The sequence below is a fragment of the Frigoribacterium sp. AP1 genome, assembly GCF_056680555.1.
Genome location: NZ_CM155288.1, coordinates 1,910,607 through 1,928,431 on the forward strand (window position 1 = coordinate 1,910,607; position 17,825 = coordinate 1,928,431).

At 72.8% G+C, this 17,825-nt stretch carries 22 protein-coding genes; 10 read left to right on the forward strand and 12 right to left on the reverse strand.

The window, feature by feature from the left end; translation table 11 throughout:
- On the forward strand, positions 1–726 hold the full coding sequence (locus AC1MBW_RS09145) for a nucleotidyltransferase family protein (protein ID WP_480024255.1): 726 nt from the start codon (positions 1–3) through the stop codon (positions 724–726).
- A gap of 18 nt (positions 727–744) precedes the next feature.
- Here AC1MBW_RS09145 and AC1MBW_RS09150 read toward each other — a convergent pair whose 3' ends face one another.
- A complete protein-coding gene (locus AC1MBW_RS09150; protein ID WP_480024256.1) occupies positions 745–1,719 on the reverse strand; it encodes a hypothetical protein in 975 nt (324 codons plus the stop codon).
- Between the two features lie 261 nt (positions 1,720–1,980).
- Here AC1MBW_RS09150 and AC1MBW_RS09155 point away from each other — a divergent pair, with 261 nt between their 5' ends.
- The 3 genes from AC1MBW_RS09155 (at position 1,981) to AC1MBW_RS09165 (ending at position 3,818) form a co-directional block, all read left to right on the forward strand.
- Positions 1,981–2,499 carry a DinB family protein gene (locus AC1MBW_RS09155; RefSeq protein ID WP_480024257.1) on the forward strand — a complete coding sequence of 173 codons (519 nt, stop codon included), beginning with the start codon at positions 1,981–1,983 and terminating at the stop codon, positions 2,497–2,499.
- Positions 2,500–2,564: 65 nt separating this feature from the next.
- On the forward strand, positions 2,565–3,068 hold the full coding sequence (locus tag AC1MBW_RS09160) for a hypothetical protein (protein WP_480024258.1): 504 nt from the start codon (positions 2,565–2,567) through the stop codon (positions 3,066–3,068).
- Positions 3,069–3,272: 204 nt separating this feature from the next.
- Complete coding sequence (locus tag AC1MBW_RS09165) at positions 3,273–3,818, forward strand: MOSC domain-containing protein (protein WP_054147088.1); 546 nt, start codon at positions 3,273–3,275, stop codon at positions 3,816–3,818.
- 27 nt (positions 3,819–3,845) lie between these two features.
- Here AC1MBW_RS09165 and AC1MBW_RS09170 read toward each other — a convergent pair whose 3' ends face one another.
- Together AC1MBW_RS09170 and AC1MBW_RS09175 are read right to left on the reverse strand one after the other, a co-directional pair.
- Positions 3,846–5,285: an MFS transporter gene (locus AC1MBW_RS09170; RefSeq protein WP_480024259.1), complete on the reverse strand. Its 1,440-nt coding sequence runs from the start codon at positions 5,283–5,285 to the stop codon at positions 3,846–3,848.
- On the reverse strand, positions 5,282–5,671 hold the full coding sequence (locus AC1MBW_RS09175) for a DUF2256 and DUF3253 domain-containing protein (protein ID WP_054147090.1): 390 nt from the start codon (positions 5,669–5,671) through the stop codon (positions 5,282–5,284). The genes AC1MBW_RS09170 and AC1MBW_RS09175 overlap by 4 nt, the downstream gene beginning before the upstream one ends.
- A 118-nt stretch (positions 5,672–5,789) precedes the next feature.
- Here AC1MBW_RS09175 and AC1MBW_RS09180 point away from each other — a divergent pair, with 118 nt between their 5' ends.
- Both AC1MBW_RS09180 and AC1MBW_RS09185 read left to right on the forward strand, forming a co-directional pair.
- Positions 5,790–6,458 (forward strand): DUF805 domain-containing protein, encoded by a 669-nt coding sequence (locus AC1MBW_RS09180; RefSeq protein WP_480024260.1) that lies wholly within the window; start codon positions 5,790–5,792, stop codon positions 6,456–6,458.
- Between the two features lie 313 nt (positions 6,459–6,771).
- Positions 6,772–8,070, forward strand: a complete 1,299-nt coding sequence (locus AC1MBW_RS09185; RefSeq protein WP_480024261.1) for an MFS transporter — start codon at positions 6,772–6,774, stop codon at positions 8,068–8,070.
- A 91-nt stretch (positions 8,071–8,161) separates the two neighbouring features.
- Here AC1MBW_RS09185 and AC1MBW_RS09190 read toward each other — a convergent pair whose 3' ends face one another.
- Together AC1MBW_RS09190 and AC1MBW_RS09195 are read right to left on the reverse strand one after the other, a co-directional pair.
- Positions 8,162–8,287 (reverse strand): hypothetical protein, encoded by a 126-nt coding sequence (locus tag AC1MBW_RS09190; RefSeq protein WP_255351264.1) that lies wholly within the window; start codon positions 8,285–8,287, stop codon positions 8,162–8,164.
- 130 nt (positions 8,288–8,417) lie between these two features.
- Positions 8,418–8,900, reverse strand: a complete 483-nt coding sequence (locus AC1MBW_RS09195; RefSeq protein WP_480024262.1) for an Asp23/Gls24 family envelope stress response protein — start codon at positions 8,898–8,900, stop codon at positions 8,418–8,420.
- Positions 8,901–9,065: 165 nt separating this feature from the next.
- Here AC1MBW_RS09195 and AC1MBW_RS09200 point away from each other — a divergent pair, with 165 nt between their 5' ends.
- Together AC1MBW_RS09200 and AC1MBW_RS09205 are read left to right on the forward strand one after the other, a co-directional pair.
- A complete protein-coding gene (locus AC1MBW_RS09200; protein WP_480024263.1) occupies positions 9,066–10,634 on the forward strand; it encodes a cryptochrome/photolyase family protein in 1,569 nt (522 codons plus the stop codon).
- 293 nt (positions 10,635–10,927) lie between these two features.
- On the forward strand, positions 10,928–11,548 hold the full coding sequence (locus AC1MBW_RS09205) for a hypothetical protein (RefSeq protein ID WP_480024264.1): 621 nt from the start codon (positions 10,928–10,930) through the stop codon (positions 11,546–11,548).
- Positions 11,549–11,700: 152 nt separating this feature from the next.
- Here the strand turns inward: AC1MBW_RS09205 and AC1MBW_RS09210 are convergent, their stop codons facing one another.
- Positions 11,701–12,870: an SGNH/GDSL hydrolase family protein gene (locus tag AC1MBW_RS09210; protein ID WP_480024265.1), complete on the reverse strand. Its 1,170-nt coding sequence runs from the start codon at positions 12,868–12,870 to the stop codon at positions 11,701–11,703.
- 58 nt (positions 12,871–12,928) lie between these two features.
- Positions 12,929–14,620: an ABC-F family ATP-binding cassette domain-containing protein gene (locus tag AC1MBW_RS09215; protein ID WP_480024266.1), complete on the reverse strand. Its 1,692-nt coding sequence runs from the start codon at positions 14,618–14,620 to the stop codon at positions 12,929–12,931.
- Between the two features lie 116 nt (positions 14,621–14,736).
- Here AC1MBW_RS09215 and AC1MBW_RS09220 point away from each other — a divergent pair, with 116 nt between their 5' ends.
- Positions 14,737–15,174, forward strand: a complete 438-nt coding sequence (locus AC1MBW_RS09220; protein WP_480024267.1) for a hypothetical protein — start codon at positions 14,737–14,739, stop codon at positions 15,172–15,174.
- Positions 15,175–15,277: 103 nt separating this feature from the next.
- On the forward strand, positions 15,278–15,856 hold the full coding sequence (locus AC1MBW_RS09225) for a hypothetical protein (protein ID WP_480024268.1): 579 nt from the start codon (positions 15,278–15,280) through the stop codon (positions 15,854–15,856).
- 36 nt (positions 15,857–15,892) lie between these two features.
- Here the strand turns inward: AC1MBW_RS09225 and AC1MBW_RS09230 are convergent, their stop codons facing one another.
- From AC1MBW_RS09230 to AC1MBW_RS09250, 5 genes are all read right to left on the reverse strand, one after another.
- On the reverse strand, positions 15,893–16,117 hold the full coding sequence (locus tag AC1MBW_RS09230; RefSeq protein WP_480024269.1) for a hypothetical protein: 225 nt from the start codon (positions 16,115–16,117) through the stop codon (positions 15,893–15,895).
- Positions 16,118–16,142: 25 nt separating this feature from the next.
- Entirely contained in the window at positions 16,143–16,595 is a 453-nt protein-coding gene (locus tag AC1MBW_RS09235) for a hypothetical protein (RefSeq protein ID WP_480024270.1), read from the reverse strand.
- Between the two features lie 127 nt (positions 16,596–16,722).
- On the reverse strand, positions 16,723–17,082 hold the full coding sequence (locus AC1MBW_RS09240) for a hypothetical protein (RefSeq protein ID WP_480024271.1): 360 nt from the start codon (positions 17,080–17,082) through the stop codon (positions 16,723–16,725).
- A complete protein-coding gene (locus AC1MBW_RS09245; protein WP_054147100.1) occupies positions 17,079–17,456 on the reverse strand; it encodes a hypothetical protein in 378 nt (125 codons plus the stop codon). The genes AC1MBW_RS09240 and AC1MBW_RS09245 overlap by 4 nt, the downstream gene beginning before the upstream one ends.
- Positions 17,457–17,482: 26 nt before the next feature.
- Positions 17,483–17,716 carry a hypothetical protein gene (locus AC1MBW_RS09250; protein ID WP_152970373.1) on the reverse strand — a complete coding sequence of 78 codons (234 nt, stop codon included), beginning with the start codon at positions 17,714–17,716 and terminating at the stop codon, positions 17,483–17,485.
- Positions 17,717–17,825: the final 109 nt, after the last annotated feature.

The following is a 17,825-nucleotide window of genomic DNA, read 5'->3' on the forward strand; positions in this document are numbered from 1 at the left end:
ATGCCCGACGCTGCCCGCCCGACGACCGCCGACGCGCGCGCCGACGCGCCCGCTGCGACGGTCGGCCTCCTCCTCGCGGCCGGTGCCGGGACGCGCATGGGCCGCCCCAAGGCGCTCGTGGTCGACGAGCACGGGCCCTGGCTGACCCGGGCCGTGGGGACGCTGCTCGACGGGGGCTGTGACCGCGTCGTCGTCGTTCTCGGTGCGGGCACGACCGAGGCGCGAGCGCTGCTGGCCGCCGACCCGCGCCTCCTGCCCGTCGAGACGCCTGCGTCGGACGCGGTGACGGGCGCGCCCTCGGCCGACCCGCGCCTCCTCGGGGTCGACGGTCGGGCGAGGGTGTCGGTCGTCGTCGCGGACGACTGGGCCGACGGCCTCGCGGCGTCCCTGCGGGCCGGGCTGGAGGCGCTCTCCGCGGGGGACCCCGAGGAGGCGCGGCTGGCCGTGATCACGCTGGTCGACTACCCGGGTCTGCCGTCGCCCGCCGTCGCGCGGTTGCTGTCGCCCCCGGCCGCCGACGTGCCGCTGGGCCCGGGTGCGCTGCGGCAGTCGGTCTTCCACGGACGCCCGGGTCACCCCGTCGTGGTCGGTCGCTCCCACTGGTCGGCACTCGCGGCGTCCCTCACCGGGGATCGCGGGGCGGGCCCCTACCTGCGGGCCCACGCCGCCGAGCCGGTCGACTGCTCCGACCTCTGGGACGGCCGCGACGTCGACGCGCCCGCCTGACCTGGCTGCACCCGGGGGTCAGTTGCACTTCCCGCTGCCGCTGTAACACGGCGTGTAGTTCGCGGGCAGGGGCTCCTGGCGCGGCGTGGTGGACTCCCACCGGTCGCCGGGGACGGGTGCGCCGACGGCACCGATCACGACCAGCCCGGCGACGACGACGGTCGCCACGACGACGCCTCGGTGCCCGGCGGTGATCGCGGCGAACAGCGCCACGACCAGGCATGCCAGGCAGGCGACGAGGGTCGTCAGCCAGCTCTGCGCGGCCTCCTCGCTGACGGTCACGGGGGAACCGACGAGGCTGAACTCGGCGGAGAACCACTGCCCGGCCAGCGAGAGCGTGAGCACGATGCCCGCCGCGAGGGCGAGTGCCTCGACGATCACGGCGACGCGGTGCACGAGGTGTCGGGGCGCCCGGGCCGCGGGTGCGTCGGCGGGCGCGCGGTCGGCCGGAGGTGCTGCGTGGACGGACGCGTGCTCGGCCGGACGTGCTCCGGCGTCGGACGACCCGTCGCGGCGGCCACGGTCCGAGCGCGCGGCGAGCACGACGAAGGAGGCCAGGCCGACGGTCGCGACGAACGGCAGGCTGACGAAGACCACGGTGGGCAGCGTGTAGAGGGAGAAGCCCGCCCGCAGGCCCGACGTGACGCCCGACCCGACGGTGAGCTCGACGCCGGCCCGGGCCACGGCCGCCGCGGCGACGGAGAGCCAGGCCCGGCGTGACGCGGGGGCGTCGGACCACCGCCACGCGACGACCACGACGAGGACGGACCACACGACGAAGGGCACGAGCGAGGTCTGCGCGAGCGCGGCCGGCAGCTCGAGCAACGACGCCACCACGCGGCCGGCCGAGGCCGTCACGGTGAAGAGTGCCCCGCCGACGACGAACAGGGCCGCGGTGGTGCCGATCACCCAGGCCACCTCACGGCGGTCGACCCGCCGCCTGAGGCTCGCCGCCGCCCCCGCGAGCCGGCCCTCGTGCTGAGTGTTCGTCATGGGTCGACGCTAGCGGCGGGTCGCGGGGCAGACGTCATCCCGGAGGCGGATGTCGGTCGTGCGACGGCCCCGGCACGAGCCGCCGTCCTGCGAGCACGTCCCCGCCCCGCCATGAACCCGGTTTCGAACCGCGCACCCGGTAGCAACCGGGTGCAGGGTTCGAAACCGGGTTCATCGCGTGGTCGCGGTTGGCGCCAGGGGCACCGACGTCGGCAGGAACTCGATGGCGCGTGCCGGGCCGTGCGTCCTAGCGTCGGTCCCATGCCGATCACGCCCGACACGAAGAACTGGACCTGGGTGCTCGAACGCCCCTGCGCCGACTGCGGCTTCGACCCCGCCGAGGTCGTGTTCCGCGACGTGCCGCGCCTCGTCCGGGAGAACGCCGCCGCCTGGCCCGCCGAGCTCGCCCGGCCCGACGCCCGCACCCGGCCGGACGACGCCACGTGGTCGCCGCTCGAGTACGCGGCGCACGTGCGCGACGTGTTCCGGGTCTTCGACACGCGCCTCCGGCTGATGCTGGCCGAGGACGCTCCGACGTTCGCGAACTGGGACCAGGACGCCACCGCGCTCGACGACGACTACGCCGCCCAGCAACCCGCGGTCGTGGCCGACGAGCTCCTGGCCGCAGCCGCCGTCGTGGCCGACGCGTTCGAGTCGGTGCCCGACGACCAGCTCGGTCGCACCGGCCTGCGCAGCGACGGCTCGGGTTTCACGGTCGACTCGCTCGCCCGCTACTTCGTGCACGACCCCGTGCACCACCTGCACGACGTCCGCCGCTGACCGGCGCCCCGGCCGACCGGCCGCCAGGGCTCGACGACCCGAGGAGGCGCGGTTAGGCTCCCGCCATGTCCGTCCGGTCCGAAGAAGGTCGCGTCGTCGTGCGGATGTTCGCCGGGTTCACGGGCACCGTCCTGTGGCTCGGTGATGCGGTCGACCACTCGGACGTCCATCTGTCGCCCGGGCTCGTGGCCAGTCTGGACGCGTGGGACGCCTTCCACCGGTCACGACTCGACCCCGACCTCGGGTCGCCCTCCGAGGCCGACGACCGCACCGTCGCGCTGACCGGTGCCGCCCTCGCCGACCGACTGGCGGACGAGCTCGGCATCGGGTTCGAGGTGCACCTCGTCTTCGACGGCCGCGAGGTCCACCGGTCGTCCGAACCCCCGACGAACCCTCGGGCCGCTCGGGCGCTGAACGCCCGCGCCGAGCAGGTCGAGGCCGAGGCGCGAGAGATCGCTGCGAGACACCCCGGTGGCGGCTGGTACGCCTACGCCCCGCTCTCGGGCCGACGATTCACGCCGTCGAGACGTGTGCGGCCCGCCCCCGGCACCGACCGCCCGCCGCGCTGAGGTCTCGGTCCGCGCCCGACAACCCGCACCCCGGACCGCTGCTGTCGCACCGCCGACCGAACGTCGCACCGCCTGTTTCGACGGTGCGACGTTCATCCGGCGGTGTGACCCCGCCCGAGCCCGAGCCCGAGCCCGAGCCCGACCCCGAGCCCGACCCCGCACGCGCCCTCGACCCGGGCACCCGACGCGGGCAGACTGGGCGACATGACCCGCGCCTCCGTCCTCTCGGTCAACGTCGACGACGCCCACCGGTTCAGCAAGCCGCCCGTCGAGCGGGTCACCCTGCTCGCGGGGCTCGGCGTCGAGGGCGACGCCCACCTCGGACGCACGGTGCAGCACCGCTCCCGCGTCGCCCGCGACCCGAGCCAGCCGAACCTGCGGCAGGTGCACCTGATGCACGCCGAGCTCTTCGCCGAGCTGGCCTCCGTCGGCTACGACGTCGGGCCCGGCGACCTCGGCGAGAACGTCACCACCCACGGGGTCGACCTGCTCGGCCTGCCCGTCGGCACGGTGCTCACCCTCGGTCAGGAGGCGCGGGTCGAGATCACCGGACTCCGCAACCCGTGCCTGCAGATCGACCGCTTCGAGTCGGGCCTGCTGAAGGCCGTGGTCGGGCGCGACGAGGCCGGCGAGCTCGTCCGCAAGGCGGGGGTCATGGGCGTGGTGCTCGCCGGGGGAGAGGTGCGCCCCGGCGACCCCGTCGGCGTCGACCTGCCCGCCGAGCCCTGGTCCGCCCTGCAACCCGTCTGACCGCCTCCCGACGACACCGCGACGCGTTCAGCCCCGGGTCGGAGTTCGCAGCGACCGGTCGAACACGGTCAATGCCGTCGCCACGACCGCGAGCCCGATCACGACGCCGGCGAGCGTGTGCAGCCCGACCGTGGTGGGTGCGTCCCCGTAGACGCCGCCGATCAGGCTGGACGCGCCGATCGCCCCGACGTAGATCGCGGTGCGCGAGAGCCCGGCGGCCGTGCCGATCATCGAGGACGGCACCTGGCGGTAGAGCGCGGCCTGGTTCGAGACCGAGGCGAGGCCCTGCGGGAGGCCGAACAGGGCCGGCACGAGCACCAGCAACCAGACGGGCGACCCGGAGGCGGTGGCCAGCAGCAGCGCGCCTCCCGCGATCGGGACGGTCGCCGCCACGATCAACGGCAGCCGCACGCCCGACCGCCGGGCGAAGACGAACGACACGGCCCCCGCCACGATCGCACCGGGCAGCTGGATGAGTCCGGCCTGCGCGCTGCCGATGCCCCCGACCTGCTGCACCCACTGCGAGAAGCCGTAGGTCACCGTGTAGGCGATGCCGTAGACGAGGAAGAGTCGCAGGTAGGTGCGGGTGAGCGGTCCGTTGCGGGCGAGCACGCGGACGTCGATGAACGGGGCGACGGCACGCAGCTCCCAGGCGATCAGGCCGGCCAGGGCGGCGACGGCCACGGCGAGCAGCCACCACCAGCCCTGCCGCAGGTCGAGCAGGAAGACCAGCAGCGCGGCGATCGTCACGGCGAAGAGGGCGAGACCCGGCAGGTCGACGGCGCGGGCGAACGAGAGCCGGGTGGCCGGGCCGTCGCGGGGCGGGCGCAGCGAGTCGCTCGGCATCCAGAGCAGCGAGAGCACGAGTCCGACGCCGGCGAGCGGCACGTTCACGAGGAAGATCGAGTGCCAGCCGAACAGTCCGATGAGTGCGCCGGCGAGGGCCGGGCCGGCCGCTGCCGACGCGAGCGACGAGATCGAGAGGCCACCCAGCACGAGCGGGGGCGTCGCGACGCCGAAGCGGTCCGACTGGTTGCGGATCGCCGTCATCGCCGCGGGGTAGGCGGCCGAGGTGCCGATGCCGATCAGCACCCGGGCCGCGACCGCGCCGCCGAACGCAGGCAGCAGCTCGGGCAACACGCCGGCGAGCATGACGATCACCATGCCGCTGACGAACACCTTCTTCGGTCCGACGCGGTCGGCGAGCTTGCCCATGGTGGGCTGGCCGATGGCACTGGCCAGGTAGAGCGCGGCGACGAGCCAGATCGCCTGGTCGGCACCGATGCCGAGGTCGGTCGAGATCGGGGCGAGGGCCACCGCGATCATCGTCGTGTTGATCGGGTTCAGCAGCGGCCCGAAGAGCAGGGGCACGACGAAGCGCGGCCCGAACGGACGGGCGTCGTGGGAGGTGCGGGCGACGCGGGAGGTGTGGTCCTGGTGTCGACGGGCCTGCGGCGCCCGGCTCACGACCGGTGCCGGCGGATGCGGATCGGACCCTTCGCCGTCGACGGGTCGACCACCGACCCGCCCTGCGTGATGTCGACCTCGCCGGCGGCGACCAGGCGTCGGGCCGCCCGGCGCACGGGCTCCATGAGGCCGCGCCAGGCGTCCTCGTCGTCGGGGTGCAGCGAGCGCGCGACGTCCGACGGGCAGATGGTCGAGGTCGCCGCCCGGGCCGCCAGCAGGTCGCGGATGCGCTGCTCGAGTTCCCGATCCTGCGCCGTCACCTTGCGCTTGCGGCAGGCGTCGCTGCAGTACGCGACCTCGTCCCAGTTCGACGCCCACTTCTTGCGCCACTCGATGGTGCGTCCGCACGATCGGCAGGTCTTCGGGTCGGGGGTCGCGGCGCTCATGCTGACAGTCAACGCGGGAGGCGCGGTGAGCGTTCCCGGGTACGCTCGGTTCCCGTCCGCACGATCTCGGCCGCCCGGGGGATGGAGGCGCGGGCCCGGTCCGCGTAGCGTCGTACGGATGAGCGGGGTCACGACGGCAGGCAGCACCCGGGGTTCGTGGTTCGAGGTCGACCGGCTGCCGCTGCCCGGGGCCACGCCGATGCAGGCGGTGCGCCGGTTCGTCGGCAACGCGTACGTGGTCCATGCCCGAGCGGGCCGCGCCGAGTTCTGGTGGATCTGGCTCTTCCAGACCGTGCTCGGGCTCGTGGTCAACGTCGGCGTCGGGTCGCTCGTGCGCGGGGCGAGCGTGGTCTCGTGGTCGGTCGGGGCCTACGGCTCGTCGTTGTTCGCGCCCTGGCCGGTCGTCGTCCTCGGTCGCCCGGCCGGTGCGGGCCCGGGCGCCAGTCTGAGCCAGGGTGCCTCCCTCGAGGTCGGGCAGTTCTCGATCGGACCGTTCGGGCCCGCGGGCCCGGCGTGGGGAGGCATGACCTGGGTCGCCCTGGTCTGGGGGCTGTGGTGCCTGATGACCTTCGTGCCCATGGCGACGTTGACCATCCGGCGCCTGCACGGCGCCCGGGCCTGGGGGTGGGGCTGGTTCTGGCTCGGGGCGCTGATCCCGTTCCTCCAGATCGTCGTCGTGTTCCTGCTCGCCCGCGAGACACAGCCGCCGAGCGCCCGCTTCCTCGAGCGCGACCGCGACCGCGAGCGCGACCGCGACCGCGACCCCGACCCACCCCGCGCCTCCTGACACCAGCGCACCGCGTCCCGTGCACCGCACCGCGATCAGTCGAGGTGCGGTGCACGGAACGCGGTGCGCCGCCGCACACCGGGCCCCTGGCCAGGCCGGACGTCAGCGGGTACACTCGACCTCGGTCGGGCGGTACTCCCGGCCCCGGGCGTGCACGACAGCGCGCAGTCGGGATCACCATCCTCCCCGAGTCACCCACGGTCACCAGCGGCACGAGTCGCGAGGGCCGTGCCGCCGACAGATCGTCACGATCAGCCGGCCCGTGGCCGCCATCGGGTCGAGAGAACGGCGCCCGCCGACCACCCCAGGTTCCATGACACTCGCACCCCCGCGCCCCACGGCGCCCACGTCCACCCCGTCCGCCCGTTTCCCGTGGGCCGGCCTGATCGCCATCGCCGTCGCCACGTTCCTCTCGATCTCGGGCGAGATGCTGCCGACCGGCCTCCTCCCCGAGATGAGCGCCGACCTCGGCGTCACCGAGTCGAGCATCGGCCTGCTCGTCAGCGTCTTCGCCTTCACGGTCGTCCTCACGAGCACCGGACTGACCCACCTCACCCGACGCCTGCCCCGGCACCTGATCGTCGTCGGCCTGATCGTCGTCCTCGCGATCAGCGCCGGACTCACGGCCGTCGCGCCGACCTACGAGCTCGTGCTCGCGAGCCGCGTGCTCGGCGGTCTCGCCCACGGCATGTTCTGGGCCATCGGCGGGGCCTACGCCGGTCACCTCGTGCCACGGGCCCAGGTCGGCCGGGCGCTCGCCGTCGCGATGAGCGGCGGCACCCTCGCGTTCGTGCTGGGCGTCCCGCTCGGCACGGCGCTCGGTCAGGCCCTCGGCTGGCGGGAGGCGTTCGGCATCCTCGCCGGGCTCATGGCGCTCGGGGCGGTCTTCGTCTACAAGTTCCTGCCGCCGGTGGGACCGGGGACGGCGCACGAGCCGACCCCCGACCCCGTGACCGACGCGGTCCCGACGCTGGTCGACGGCACCGCGCCTCCTACGGGTGCCGCGGTTCGTCGTGGTCGGTCGCTGCCGAAGCCGAGCGTGCTCGGTGTCGTGCTGAGCTGCGTCATCACGGCGGTGTTCATGATCGGGCACTACTCGTTCTTCACCTACATCACGCCGTACCTCGTGCGGTCGACCGGGGTGCCCGAGCAGGGCCTCGCCGGGTGGCTCTTCGCGTTCGGCATCGCCGGGGCCGTGGGACTCGGCATGGTCGGCTGGTTCCTCGGGGCGCGGCCGCGGGTGAGCATCCCCATCGGGGTGGCCGTGGTCGGGCTCGCCGTGACCGGCATGCTGCTGTTCGAGGGCATGCTCGTGCCGTCGCTCGTGGCGTTCGTGCTGTGGGGCGTGACGTTCGGTGCGCTGCCGCCGCTGTTCCAGACGCGCATGCTGCAGGTCGCCCCCGAGCGGATGCGCGACCTGGCGAGCGCGTTCTACACGACCGGCTTCAACGCCGGCATCGGCGGAGGTGCGCTGATCGGCGCGCTCGTGCTCGACGGGTCGGGGCTCGACTCGCTGCCCGTGCTCTACATCGTGGTCGCCGCAGTGGTGCTGGTCGCGGTGCTCGCGAGCGACCGTCTGCTCGCGCGCCGCTCGGCCCGCCGCGTCGCCTGAGCCCTGGAGCCGGGACGACGAAAGACGCAGGAGGCGCGACTCGCGTGAGTCGCGCCTCCTGCGTCCGGGGTGGAGCGGGGCGTGCGGTGGGTCAGCGGCGCCGACCGGGCTGCTGGTAGCCGCCGCCCTGGCCGTTGCCGCCGCCGCGCTTGTTCATGATCTTCTTGATGACGAAACCCACGATGAGCGGGGCGAAGCGTCGGAGCAGTGATGCCATGGGGTGCCTCCTGGGGCTGTGGTGCACGGGTCGTGCGATCGAGCCGGTCGGCTCGGTGGGGTGCGGCCCGCGGTGCTGCGGGGGACGATCGTGTCGGGACGACCGCCGCACGTCCTAGTGAACTCGCTGTCTACCGAACCCGCTGCGCGTCGGCTTTGTCGCCCTTGTCGTCGTCGTCCTGGCCGGCGATGAAGATGTCGCTGACCTCGATGTTGATCTCGACGACCTCGAGCCCGACCAGCTGGGTGATGGCGTCGGCGACGGCCTGGCGGACGTCGTCCGCGACCTTCTGCACCGACAGCGGGTAGTCGACGACGATGCTGAGGTCCGCCGCGGCCTGTGTCTCGCCGACCTCGACCTTGACGCCCTGGCCGTGGTCCTGCTGGCCGACGGCGGTGCGCAGCGCACCCACGGCACGCGAGGCACCGCCACCGATCGAGTGGACGCCGGGCACCTGGCGGGCGGCGATGCCCGCGACCTTGGCGACGACGCCGTCGGCGATCTGCGTGGTGCCCGCGGCGTCGGACGACACGGTGGACGCACCGTCCACGCGGGCGACGCCGTCGACGCGCGAACTGGTGGTGGCGGGGGTGGGAGTGGCGGTGTTCGACATCTCGGGTCCTCTTTCGGCTGGGGGAGTCGTGCGGATGGTCGTGCGGTGGTCGTCGTGCGAGCGGGCCGTGACCCGGGCTGCACGTCAATGAGACGCCGTGCCCGTCCCGTTCGTCACGGTGAACATGCTGGCAACCCCCTGAGTGCCCGCGTCTACTGTCGGGGCATGCAGCGCACCCGGTGGATCTTCCTCGACCAGCTCGGCCCGCACTTCGACGACGGCGACCCGATGCTGCTGATCGAGAGCCGTTCGTCGTGGCAGGGTCGCACCCTGCACCGCGCCAAGCTGCAGTTGATCCTGTCGGCGATCCGGCACCGGGCGGCCGAACTGGGCGACCGCGTCGACTTCCGGCAGGTCGAGCACTACTCCGAGGCCCTCGAGGGGCGGGACGACCTGCAGGTCGTCGACCCCACCTCGTACCGAGCCCGTCGCCTCGTGCGGTCGGTCGGCGCCGAGGTGCTGCCGAGTCGCGGCTTCGTCTCGAGCGAGGCCGAGTTCGCCGAGTGGGCCGCCGGCCGCCAGGGCGGTCGCGGCTCGGGTCGGTCCGGAGGCGCCGCGGCGGACGCCGACGATGCCCGTCGAGGAGGCGCGGGTCGACCGACCGGCGCGTCCGGCGGTCGACCGGCACCGCGCCTCCTGATGGAGGACTGGTACCGGGCCGTGCGCCAGCGCACCGGCCTGCTGATGGAGGGTCCGCAGCCCGTCGGAGGCCAGTGGAACTACGACCACGACAACCGCGAGAAGCCGCCGAAGGGTGCCGCGACGCTCGGCCTGCCGCCGCAGGAGTGGCCCGCCGGGGACGACATCGACGCCGAGGTGCGCGCCGACCTCGACCGCTGGGAGCGCGAGGGGGTCGTCCGGCTCGTCGGCGACGACGCGCCCCGACGGTTCGCCGCGACCCGGGCCGAGGCGACGGCCGCACTCGCGGACTTCGTCGAGGTGCGGCTGCCCGACTTCGGCCCGTTCGAGGACGCCACTCTGTCGGGCGACTGGACGATGGCGCACTCGCTGCTCAGCGCCCCGATGAACCTCGGGCTGCTCGACCCGCGTGAGGTCGTCGAGGCCGCCGTCGCGTCGTACCACGCCGGTGACGCCCCCCTGCGCAGCGTCGAGGGGTTCACCCGGCAGATCGTCGGCTGGCGCGACTGGGTCTGGCACCTCTACTGGCACCTCGGAGAGGACTTCGCGACCACGAGCAACGCGCTCGGGGCAACGCAGCCCCTGCCCGAGGTGTTCGCCGGGCTCGACGTCGAGGCGGTCGAGGCCGAGTGCCTGAGCGACACGCTCGACGGGCTGCGGCGGCACGGCTGGAACCACCACATCCAACGGCTGATGATCCTCGGCAACTGGGCCCTGCAGCGCGGGGTCGACCCGGCGGCCCTCAACCAGTGGTTCGTCGACATGTACGTCGACGGCACGCCCTGGGTGATGCCCGCGAACGTCGTGGGCATGTCGCAGCACGCCGACGGGGGCATCGTCGCGACCAAGCCGTACGCGTCGGGTGGCGCGTACATCAACCGCATGACCGACCACTGCGGCTCGTGCCGGTTCGACCCGAAGAAGCGGCTCGGCGAGGACGCCTGCCCGGTGACCGCCGGGTACTGGGCGTTCCTCGACCGCGTCGAGCCGGTGCTCGCGGGCAACCCGCGGATGGGCCAGCAGTTCGCCGGTCTGCGAGGGCTCTCCGACCGTGAGGCCGTCGTCGAGCAGGAGCGCACCCGCACGACCTGGTGACGCGCGGCGCGGCGCGGTGGCGTCGGCGTCGGGGCCGGGCCATCGCCTCCCCTCGCGAGCACCGGTCGGAGTGGAACCACCCCTGTGCCGTCGAACCACGCACATGTGTGGTTCGACGGCACATCGGCGGTGTGGCGGTGGCGGTGGCGGTGACGGTGGCGGCGGTGGCGCTGGCGGTGGTGGTGGCGGCGGCGGTCGAGTCGGCCCCGTCGGGGTCCTCGGAGGCGCTCCTCGTTAGGGTGACGACAGCACCGGGCGCAGCGAGCCCGTGGCAGATCACGAGGGAGCTCCCGATGACCACGACCATGCGCAGAACGGCCGTGACGGCCACCACCACGGGCGTGCTCGCCCTCGGCCTGCTGCTCGCCGGCTGCACCTCAGGAGGCGCGGGTGGCGGCGACGACGCCGGTTCCGGCGGGTCGTCGTCCGGCTCGAGCGGCTCGGGGTCGACCGCGTCCGGCGAGGGCACCTTCGACGACCTCGCCAGCTGCGACGACGTCGGCTCGGCGCTCGGCGGCGTCGTGGACGGCCTCGAGCTGCGCGACGACAGCACGTTCTCGGGCGACCAGGCGAACTGCCAGTGGGCGACCCCGACGACCGAGGCCACCGACGCCGCCGACGTGACGGCCATCGTCGTGCTCGCCCAGCGCCAGGAGTTCAGCGCCGACGACATCAGCGCTCAGACCTCGCAGATCGAGGGCACCGAGGGCGTCGAGACCGTCGACGACTCGCGCGTCGGGGCGTTCGGCGGCCAGGCGTTCTCGCAGTCGGTGACGCAGCAGGGCATCACGGCCTCGGCCAGCACCATCCTCTCGCCGCACGGACTGATCGCCGTCACGGCGACGGGTGCGGGCGACTCCGCCCCGCTCAGCACCGACGAGACCCTCGACGCCGCCTACGGCCTCTTCGACTGAGCCGCGCCTTCGACTGAGCCGCGCCGGGGCGGGCGTCGTCCTCGTGACGTGCCCGCGCCTCCTCGTCCGCCTCGACGCGTCGGTCGAATGGTCCCGAAACGTCCTCGCCCGCGGGCCGAACCACGATTCGGGACCACTCGACGGGCCGCGGGTCAGCGGACGCTGAGCTGCTCGAGCACGTAGTCGGCGATGACGCGCTGGCCGGCGTCGTTCGGGTGCACCCCGTCGGCCGAGAGCAGCGAGGCGACCCCGTCGGCCGGCAGGGCGTCGGCGAGGTCGATGTAGGCACTGCCGGTCTCGTCGGCGAGGCGCTGCACGACCGCGTCGTAGTCGTCGGCGTCCCCGGCCAGTCCCTCGGTGAGGTTCGTCCCGGGCACGAACTCGCCCATCAGCACGACCGACGGCGGGTCGTCGAGGCTCTGCAGGCCGTCGATCAGGGTGCGGTAGTCGTCCTCGAACTGGTCCGGCGTGCGACTGAACGCGTCGTTGGCACCGAGCGTGATGGTGACGAGGTCGGGCTTCGTCGCGGCGATCGAGTCCAGGTACCCGGGCAGGTCTGCCGTGAAGGTGCGGGCCGTGGCGCCGGAGCGGGACGAGTCGAAGAGCGTGATGCCGCGGTCGCGATCCCCGTCGAAAGCAGTCAGGCCCTCGATGTCGACGGGTGTCTCGGCGTGGATCGTCACGGTGTGGGCTCCCGCGTCGAGCCCGGTCACGGACGAGATGCCGCTGGTGGCCATCGAGTCGCGCGTGTCCACCTCGACCGCGTCGCCGTCGTCGACGGCGTAGCTGAAGGTGCCGCGGCCGCTCGACCACCAGAGGTCGAGGTCGGTGCCCGTGAACGGGTACGTCGTGGTCGCGCCGGCACCGAGCGTGACCGAGCGGTAGCCGAGGTCGGCGGTGCGGGACGAAGCCGACACCGATCCCTCGCTGCTCGAGGCCCAGCGCGCCCAGGTCGACGCCGGGGGAGCCACGGCGAACGCGGCCGGCCGGTAGCCGACCCCGCCCGGCACGTCGTCGGTCGGGTAGCGCTCGCGCAGGCCGTCGAGGGTCAGGTCGATCCAGCGGGAGTCCACGGTCGAGGCGCCCATGCCCTCGGAGATCGAGTCGCCGACGGCGACCCAGCGGGCGGGGTAGTCGTCACGGTCGTCGAGGGCGACGGCCCAGTCGGCGAGCTCCGAGGAGGCGCGGGTCGGCAGGGCCGACGAGGTCCCGTCGGCGGAGGCGCCGCCCGTGGGCTCGCTCGGGGTGGTCGGGTTCGCGGTGCAGCCCGTGAGCAGGGCAAGGGCGACGGCGACCGCGACCAGTCGGGTGGTTCGGGTCATGACGACGACGGTAGTCGAGGGGCGTGGGAGTCGTTCACCGGCGGCCTCGTCCACGGGCTCACGACTCGGTGACGGTGCCGCCCTCGACCCTCCAGTGGCGGTCGAGCCGGACCGTCTCGAGCATGCGCCGGTCGTGGGTGACGAGCAGCAGTGTGCCGTCGTACGACTCGAGGGCCTGCTCGAGCTGTTCGATGGCGGCGAGGTCGAGGTGGTTCGTGGGCTCGTCGAGCACGAGCACGTTGACGCCGCGGGCCTGCAGCAGGGCGAGGCCGGCGCGGGTGCGCTCGCCGGGCGAGAGTTCGTCGACCGGGCGCGAGACGTGGTCGGCCTTGAGCCCGAACTTGGCGAGCAGCGTCCGTACCTCGGCCTGGGGCCAGTCCGGCACGAGCGCCTCGAATGCGTCGGCCAACGGCACGTCACCGGCCAGGAGCGCGCGGGCCTGGTCGATCTCGCCGACGGCGATGCTGGCTCCGCGACTCGCGCCTCCTTCGCTCGGGGCCTGTCGGCCGAGCAGGCCGCGCAGCAGGGTCGACTTGCCGGCGCCGTTCGGGCCGGTGATGCCGATGCGGTCGCCGCCGTCCACCTGCAGCGACACCGGGCCGAGCACGAACTCGCCCGTGGCGGGATCGCCCTGGCGGAACACGGCCCCGCTGAGGGTCGAGACGACCGAGCTCGACCGCGGGGCCGCGCCGATGGTGAACTCGAGCTGCCACTCTTTGCGGGGCTCGTCGACCTCGTCGAGGCGGGCGATGCGGCTCTCCATCTGGCGGACCTTCTGGGCCTGCTTCTCGCTCGACTCGGCCGAGGCCTTGCGGCGGATCTTGTCGTTGTCGGGCGCTTTCTTCATGGCGTTGCGGACGCCCTGGCTCGACCACTCGCGCTGGGTGCGGGCGCGTCCGACGAGGTCGGCCTTCTTCTCGGCGAACTCGTCGTAGGCCTCGCGGGCGTGACGGCGGGCCGTCTCGCGCTCGTCGAGGTACGCGTCGTAGCCACCGCCGAAGACGCGGTTCGACGACTGCGCGAGGTCGAGCTCGAGGACCTTCGTGACGCACCGGGCGAGGAACTCGCGGTCGTGGCTGACGAGGACGACGCCCCCGCGCTGCCCCTGCACGAAGCGCTCGAGTCGTTCGAGGCCGTCGAGGTCGAGGTCGTTGGTGGGTTCGTCGAGCAAGGCGATGTCGAAGCGACTCAGCAGCAGGGCGGCGAGGCCGACGCGGGCGGCCTGGCCTCCGCTGAGGCCGGTCATGGGGCTGTCGGGGCCGACGGCTCCGTCGCCGTCACGGTCGAGGCCGAGGTCGGCGAGCACCTGCGGCAGACGGTCGTCGAGGTCGGCGGCGCCGCTGGCGAGCCACCGGTCGAGGGCGGTCGAGTAGACGTCGGCCGGCTCGAGGCCGTCGGGACGTGGGGCCGGGTCGGGGTCGCCGAGGGCCGCGGCGGCGGCGTCCATCTCGGCGGTGGCCTGCGTGCTGCCGGTGCGGCGGCCGATGTAGTCGGCGACGGTCTCGCTGGGCACGCGCTCGTGCTCTTGTGGCAGCCAGCCGACGAAGGCGTCGCCGGGGTTCAAGGTGATCGTGCCGGCCTGCGGCTCGTCGACCCCCGCGAGGAGGCGCAGCAGCGTCGACTTGCCGGCCCCGTTGACGCCCACCACGCCCACGACGTCGCCCGGGGCGACGGTCAGGTCGAGGTCGTCGAAGAGGGTGCGGTGCCCGTGGCCACCGGCCAGGCCCTTGGCCACGAGTGAAGCGCTCATCGGGCCATTCTCGCGTACCGAGGAGGCGCGGGTGGCGCCACCCGCGCCTCCTGCGGTCGGTGTCGCTAGGGTCGATCCGGGGTCCCGCCCGCCGGGGGCCGAGAGGGGATGACGTCATGGGGCTGTTCGGACGAGACCGATCGGATGCGGTGCCCGCCGAGCCGTGGCCGCGGGTGCCCGTGGCGCCGTGGAGCGGAGGAGGCTCGACCGCCGAGGCCGTGCCGGTCGCGGTTCCCTCGAAGCGCCGGCCGAGCGTGCCGGGCGTGGTCGTGACGGTGCCCGAGGGGCGGTCCGGGGTTCGTCTCGACGAGCTCGTGCGCTTCTTCGGGGACGAGAGTGTCGTGCTCGAGTCGACCCACGGGCCGACGCTCTACGCCGTGTGGACGCAGGCGTGGCCGAAGCGGTCGGGCACGGCCGTCGGCGACGTGCTCGAGGGCGAGGCCCCGGGCGGGCTGGCCTTCCTGGGGGCTGCGGTGGACGCCCCGCCGAGCGTCGTGCTGCGCGGGGCCGAACTCGAGTCGTTCCGGGCCTGGGTCGCGGCGTTGCCGTCCTGACCGAGGGTCCTCTGTCGTCACCGGACCGGTCTGTCCCGGGCTGCTAGCGTCAACGGGGCGGTCGGCATCCGGCCGCGACACGCCACCTGTAGGGGAGACCACCATGTCGACGACGACGACGAACACGCGAATGCGGGCCTTCGGGGCGATCGGGGCCGTGGCGCTGAGCGTGTTGCTCGCCGGGTGCTCGGCGGGCTCGTCCGAGGAGGCGGCCGGAGGGGGTGACTCCGCCGAGACGAGCGCCTCGACCCCGGCGGCGACTCCGGGCCAGGCGTCGTGCGACCTCGAGGGTGGCGTGACCGGGACGGTCGAGCTGACCGAGACGGCCGACGCCTACGAGGTCGTCTTCACGGGACTGCCCGTCGACGGCGACACGGACAACGCGACGTTCATGCTCGTCCTCAGCGGCGACGACGAGACGGTGTTGTCGTCGGACTACAGCGCCGGCACCTTCCGCTCGGCCACCGTGACGGTCGGAGTCGACGGCGAGCGGGTCGACGTGCCCGACGCGGCCACGGCCTCGGGTGACGTCGTCACGGCCGTCTACCCGAAGAGCACGGGAGCCCTGGCCGACGTCGAGCCGACCGGCTGGTACCCGAACGTCATCTACTCGGTCAGCGGCACGTCGGACTCCGTCCGGTGCGGCAACGGGACGGTCATGCCCTACGAGCCGTTGAGCTGAGAACCGGCGCGGCACGGCCCGACGCGTGCCGGACCGTCACGGACCTCGCGTCGCGGTCGCGCTCGCCGGGGTCTTGCCTCGCCACCAGGTGATGGCGAGGACGACCGGGATCGCGACGAGCGAGTACACCGGCACGCTGAACTGTCTCGCCAGCCTGTTGTAGGTGACGGTGGTCGTCCAGGGGACCTGGACGAGGACCACGATCAGCAGGGCCGTGTCCATCAGCGCCGCGATCAGGTTGACGACCCTGATATGACGCATGAACCGTCTCTGCCCGCCGGCCGCGTCAGGCTTTAGATTCATACCCGTAGGTGAAGGGATGCTTCTTGATGGAGTTCAGGAATCCGCGGATCGCCCACGAACCTTTGCCGACCGAGAACTCGTAGCTCGTTCCAGGGGTCAGAGCTGCGGCCAGTTCCGGGCCGTTCTTCTCAGTCACTCCCTCGCGCAGCAGAAGTGTTCCGCAATCGGGCGTGACGATCTCGATCTGTGCTCGCGAACTTCCTGCACCGACGCGGTTGACGGAGGAACGGACTCCGTACGTGGCTGTGGTCACCTCGCAGTCGACCGTGAGACGGTTGCTCGTGTCGTAGTTGCTCAGGACGGTCGGGCCGACAACGAAGAGTGCGATGCCCATCACGGGTACGACGAACAGCACCACCACCAGATACGCCCTGTTTCTCAGGGTCGTTCGTCTACTGGCTTTCTTGGAATCCGATGCAGAACTCGTGGGCTTCATGTGTCGCCTTGCGGCCTTCCGTTCGTCAGCTATCCAGCAGGTACAGCTCGGTGCGCCGGGGTAGGAGCCACCGCCCCCTGTGTCCCCCTGGTCGCGCATCCGCGACGGTGACGGTCTCGGTGCCATGTCACGAAGCGACGCCCGCTTGGAGGTAGGCGTGGGCGAGCACGGCCTGAGCGCCGAGGAACAGGACGAGGAACGGGACGACGATCGCGATCGCCAGGATCTTCTGCGGCCGGGTGGGGGCGGGCGCGCTCGCCGGGGTCTTGCCTCGCCACCAGGTGATGGCGAGGACGACCGGGATCGCGACGAGCGAGTACACCGGCACGCTGAACTGTCTCGCCAGCCTGTTGTAGGTGACGGTGGTCGTCCAGGGGACCTGCACGAGGACCACGATCAGCAGGGCCGTGGCCACCAGCGCCGCGATCCCGTTCACGAGCCTGATGCGGTTCATGAAACGGTGGTCGGGCGAGGGCATGTCGCTCACGCCCCGGCGGCGTCGAAGAACTGGCGTGCGAAGTAGAGCTGGGCGGCGATCGCGAGCACAATGAAGATCGGGTAGCCCACCATCAGGAAGTGGCGTTCTGCCGTCGGGACCTTGCCCGCGTCCGGCCCCCGGGACTTGAACAGTCCGACCACGAAGATCACGGGCACGAGCAACAGCGCGACGATGGGCAGCCCGAAGTCCGTGCTGTTGCGACGGTACGAGATCGTAGTGTCGAGGGGGACGCTGAACGCGACCACGACGGCGACCGCCACGGACGCCGCGAGTCCCGCGACCAGGGCTCGACGGACCCAGGTCGCGACGACCGTGCCCTTCGCGATCTCGTCGTCGGTCAGGGATCTGTTCGGGGATGCCACGGCTCCAGTACCTCCGTGCTCTTTCGTCAGCCGTGGGTGAGGAACGCGGTGGCGAGGGTCACCTGGGCCCAGGTGAAGGCAGCGATCATGATGGGGTAGACGATGTAGATCACCAGGCGTTCGGCGGGGACGATCGCGGAGAGATCTTGCTTCCTGCCTCGGAGCCATGCAATGGCGAAGATGGCCGGAACGACGAGCAGGCCGACGACGGGGATGCGGAAGTCGCTGCTCAGCCGGTTGTAGCCGAGAGTCGTGGACATGGGGACCTGGGTGAACACGCCCAGAGCCAGGGCGAGAAGTGCACAACACGTGACGGCGAGAGCCCTGCGGCCGAGCACGAAGGCTCTCCTGGCCCTGGCCGCATCGTCA

Bases quoted from the DNA above. Each gene is read 5' to 3' on its own strand.
- AC1MBW_RS09200 (WP_480024263.1), top strand. From the start codon at position 9,066: ATGCAGCGCACCCGGTGGATCTTCCTCGACCAGCTCGGCCCGCACTTC.
- AC1MBW_RS09160 (WP_480024258.1), top strand. From the start codon at position 2,565: ATGTCCGTCCGGTCCGAAGAAGGTCGCGTCGTCGTGCGGATGTTCGCC.
- AC1MBW_RS09210 (WP_480024265.1), bottom strand. From the start codon at position 12,870: ATGACCCGAACCACCCGACTGGTCGCGGTCGCCGTCGCCCTTGCCCTG.
- AC1MBW_RS09180 (WP_480024260.1), top strand. From the start codon at position 5,790: ATGAGCGGGGTCACGACGGCAGGCAGCACCCGGGGTTCGTGGTTCGAG.
- AC1MBW_RS09195 (WP_480024262.1), bottom strand. From the start codon at position 8,900: ATGTCGAACACCGCCACTCCCACCCCCGCCACCACCAGTTCGCGCGTC.
- AC1MBW_RS09235 (WP_480024270.1), bottom strand. From the start codon at position 16,595: ATGAAGCCCACGAGTTCTGCATCGGATTCCAAGAAAGCCAGTAGACGA.
- AC1MBW_RS09220 (WP_480024267.1), top strand. From the start codon at position 14,737: ATGGGGCTGTTCGGACGAGACCGATCGGATGCGGTGCCCGCCGAGCCG.
- AC1MBW_RS09205 (WP_480024264.1), top strand. From the start codon at position 10,928: ATGACCACGACCATGCGCAGAACGGCCGTGACGGCCACCACCACGGGC.
- AC1MBW_RS09225 (WP_480024268.1), top strand. From the start codon at position 15,278: ATGTCGACGACGACGACGAACACGCGAATGCGGGCCTTCGGGGCGATC.
- AC1MBW_RS09165 (WP_054147088.1), top strand. From the start codon at position 3,273: ATGACCCGCGCCTCCGTCCTCTCGGTCAACGTCGACGACGCCCACCGG.
- AC1MBW_RS09185 (WP_480024261.1), top strand. From the start codon at position 6,772: ATGACACTCGCACCCCCGCGCCCCACGGCGCCCACGTCCACCCCGTCC.
- AC1MBW_RS09230 (WP_480024269.1), bottom strand. From the start codon at position 16,117: ATGCGTCATATCAGGGTCGTCAACCTGATCGCGGCGCTGATGGACACG.
- AC1MBW_RS09175 (WP_054147090.1), bottom strand. From the start codon at position 5,671: ATGAGCGCCGCGACCCCCGACCCGAAGACCTGCCGATCGTGCGGACGC.
- AC1MBW_RS09155 (WP_480024257.1), top strand. From the start codon at position 1,981: ATGCCGATCACGCCCGACACGAAGAACTGGACCTGGGTGCTCGAACGC.
- AC1MBW_RS09150 (WP_480024256.1), bottom strand. From the start codon at position 1,719: ATGACGAACACTCAGCACGAGGGCCGGCTCGCGGGGGCGGCGGCGAGC.
- AC1MBW_RS09145 (WP_480024255.1), top strand. From the start codon at position 1: ATGCCCGACGCTGCCCGCCCGACGACCGCCGACGCGCGCGCCGACGCG.
- AC1MBW_RS09215 (WP_480024266.1), bottom strand. From the start codon at position 14,620: ATGAGCGCTTCACTCGTGGCCAAGGGCCTGGCCGGTGGCCACGGGCAC.
- AC1MBW_RS09190 (WP_255351264.1), bottom strand. From the start codon at position 8,287: ATGGCATCACTGCTCCGACGCTTCGCCCCGCTCATCGTGGGTTTCGTC.
- AC1MBW_RS09250 (WP_152970373.1), bottom strand. From the start codon at position 17,716: ATGTCCACGACTCTCGGCTACAACCGGCTGAGCAGCGACTTCCGCATC.